Raw genomic sequence first — 3,220 nt, 5'->3', positions numbered from 1 at the left:
CGACGCCCGTTCCTGTCCGAGGACGCTGCCGAGGAGGCGGAGATGGCGTCGTTTGAAGTCGGGGCCGGGGTGTCCGAGGAAGACGCCCCCCGCAAGCCGTTCCTGCGGGCCGTTCTGTCGGACGGCTCGCGGGGCGCCGCGGAGGAGGAAGGCGATCGCGAAGTCGTCGTCCGCGATCGCTTCGCCCGATTGGACGCCGGCCTGCCCCCGCTGCCGGAGTCCGACGACGAATCGTCCGACGAAGATCTCTCGCCGCTGCCGACCGTGCACCGGCCGGCCGCGACGAGCGCGGCGAAGGCTGCCCCGGCGCCGGTCGCCCCGGTTCCGGTTCCCCCGGCGAAAGCTCCCGAACTGTCGGCCCTGGAGGAGACCCGCACGACGACGTGGCAGCACCTCGCCCCGGCCCCGCCCCGACCGATCTCGACTCCGCCGGGTTCCTCTCAGCCGACGGCGAAGCCGCTCGCGCCCCCGAAGATCGTCGCGACCCCGGTCGAACGGACGGAGAGCGACGAACCCGGCCAGGACGAACCTGAGCAGGCGCAGCGGTCTCGCGTCGTGCCGTTCGAGGAGGAGGAGCCGGACGCCCCGCGGACGCTCTCGCTTCCCCGCAAACTGCCGCCGCGTTCGTTGGCCTTCGAGGACGCCGCGGATGAGATGACCGAGTCCGTCGCCGACGGCTTCGCGATCTCCAACGCCAAACCGACGGACGCCCCGCAGCCCTCCCACGCGGACTCGCCGTTCCGCGACGCGGCGGAGCCGCAGGACGAGCAGGAGGACGCTCCGAAGCCGCGGGTGAGGACGATCTTTCGGGCCTTCTCCGGCTGAGGCGCTTCCCGGAGGGGTCGAGGGGGCGATCTCCGGCGTGCGGCGGTTGCGGGGGTGAAGCGGCCGGCGGTACCGTTCGTGGCCCGCCTCGTTCCACTCCAGACCCCGGCCGCTTCCGCATGGCCCTGTACGACCACCTCGGCGCCCATCCCGAGGACCGTGACGGGGTCGCCGGTACGCGCTTCGCCGTCTGGGCGCCGAATGCGGAATCCGTCAGCGTGATCTGCGACGGCAACGGCTGGAATCCCGGATCGGACGAGCTGTGGGGCAGCTCCAGCGGCGTCTGGGAGGGATTCATCCCCGGTTTCGGGCCCGGAGATCGCTACAAATACGCGATCCGCAGTCGCTCTGGGGAACTGCTGGAGAAAAGCGACCCGTTCGCGTTCTACGCCCAACATCCGCCGCACACGGCCAGCGTCTGCTGGAACCTTTCCGGCCACCGCTGGGAGGACGCCGCCTGGATCGATCATCGTCGCGATACGGATTGGCTCAAGGCGCCGGTCAGCGTCTACGAGGTGCACCTGGGCAGTTGGAAGCGACCGAAAGACGGGCGGCGGTATTTCAGCTATGCCGAATTGGCCGAGGCCCTCTGCAATCACTGCGAGCAGTACGGGTTCACCCATCTGGAATTAATGCCCATCACGGAGTTCCCGTTCGACGGGTCGTGGGGCTATCAGGCGACCGGCTACTTCGCTCCGACGAGCCGCTTCGGCACGCCGGACGATTTCATGGCGTTCGTGGACGTCTGCCACCAGCGCGGCATCGGGGTGATTATCGACTGGGTTCCCGCCCACTTCCCGACGGACGCCCACAGTCTCGCCCGGTTCGACGGCACCTGCCTTTACGAACACGCCGACCCGCGGCAGGGATATCACCCGGACTGGAATACTCTGATCTTCAATTACGGCCGGGACGAGGTCCGTCGCTTCCTGACGGCCAGCGCCCGGTTCTGGATCGAGAAGTATCATATCGACGGTCTGCGGGTCGATGCCGTCGCGTCGATGCTGTACCTCGATTACAGCCGCAAAGCGGGCGAGTGGGTGCCCAATAAATACGGCGGCCGCGAGAACCTGGAGGCGATCGATTTCCTCAAGGAATTGAACGTCGAACTGCACCGCGATTTCCCCGGCGTCCTGACGATCGCCGAGGAGAGCACCAGTTGGGGCGGCGTGAGCCATCCGACCTATAACGGCGGACTGGGCTTCAGCCTCAAGTGGGATATGGGCTGGATGAACGACACCCTGCGATACTTCGAACGGGAGCCGCTGTATCGGAGTTATCATCAGGGCGAGCTGACGTTCCGCAGCGTCTATCAGTTCAGCGAAAACTATATGCTCCCGCTGTCGCACGACGAAGTCGTGCACGGCAAGGGCTCGCTGTTGAACAAAATGCCGGGCGACGTCTGGCAGAAGTTCGCCAACCTGCGACTGCTGTACGCTCACCAGTGGCTCAACCCCGGCAAGAAGTTGCTGTTCATGGGCTGCGAACTCGCCCAATGGACCGAGTGGAATCACGACGCCCAGCTTGATTGGGCGCTCGAAGGACAGCCGTACCATGACGGCGTGCGGCGATTCCTCGGTGATCTGAACCGCCTCTACAAAACCCATGCGGCGTTGCATGCGACCGACTGCGATCCGAAGGGATACGTATGGATCAGCGGGGACGACGCCGCCCGCAGCGTGCTCGCGTTTATGCGGCGGACCGCGGATCATTCCCGCAATCTGCTGTGCGCGTTTAACTTCACCCCGGTTCCGCGTCCGAACTACCACCTCGGCGTCCCCGTCGCGGGATATTACAAGGAAGTCTTGAACAGCGACGCGGACATCTACGAGGGCGGGAACGTGGGCAACCAGGGGGGCGTTTATAGCGAGGAGATCCCCTCCCACGGCCACAAACACAGCGTGGAGATCAGCCTGCCGCCGCTGGGCGCCGTGGTGTTCGACGCGCTGACCGGGCAGGCGATCCCGCCCCGGCCCGCCAAGGCGATCGAGGCGAAGGCGCTGCCGTCGAACGATTCCAAGCGACCGCGGTAATCAATGCGACGGGAGGAACCGGACGGCCCCCGAACCCTTCTCGCCGCGCGCGGATGATGGGGTGACGGGGGACCGCCGCGGCGGCCGATATCGGATGCGGACCTGTCGCGCACCAAGGAGGGCGTTCCCCACTCCCCCTCCCCGTCGCTTACCGTGAACCGGGATCTCCGCATCGGGCTATCGCTTTCCCTGCTGGCGCTGGGCGCCGCGGGAGCGTTCTGCTTTCGAGCCGACCCCGCCGCCGTCGATCCCGTCGCGGACGTCGACGCGGATCAGGGGGTGAACAAGGACGCCGACACGCCCGGCCCCGCCGCGATCGCGGTCGGCCCGCCGCCCGAGCCGGTGCGACTCGGTCCGCCGCC

At 67.2% G+C, this 3,220-nt stretch carries 2 protein-coding genes and 1 pseudogene; all 3 read left to right on the top strand.

Annotation, left to right across the window (positions count from 1 at the left end):
* A partial coding sequence (locus tag LzC2_RS20920) for a hypothetical protein (protein ID WP_171189968.1) occupies positions 1-825 on the top strand: 825 nt, incomplete at its 5' end.
* 119 nt (positions 826-944) lie between these two features.
* On the top strand, positions 945-2,858 hold the full coding sequence (glgB, locus tag LzC2_RS20915; protein WP_171189967.1) for a 1,4-alpha-glucan branching protein GlgB: 1,914 nt from the start codon (positions 945-947) through the stop codon (positions 2,856-2,858).
* A 153-nt stretch (positions 2,859-3,011) separates the two neighbouring features.
* Positions 3,012-3,220 (top strand): annotated as a pseudogene (locus tag LzC2_RS20910) (hypothetical protein); the annotation flags it as partial.

The sequence above is a fragment of the Alienimonas chondri genome (genome assembly GCF_013036045.1).
Classification (GTDB): domain Bacteria; phylum Planctomycetota; class Planctomycetia; order Planctomycetales; family Planctomycetaceae; genus Alienimonas; species Alienimonas chondri.
The sequence above is the reverse complement of the archived record's forward strand: the minus strand, read 5'-3'. Positions and strand labels throughout refer to the sequence as shown.

Coding starts and splice junctions, on each gene's coding strand:
- glgB (WP_171189967.1), top strand. CDS start 945: ATGGCCCTGTACGACCACCTCGGCGCCCATCCCGAGGACCGTGACGGG.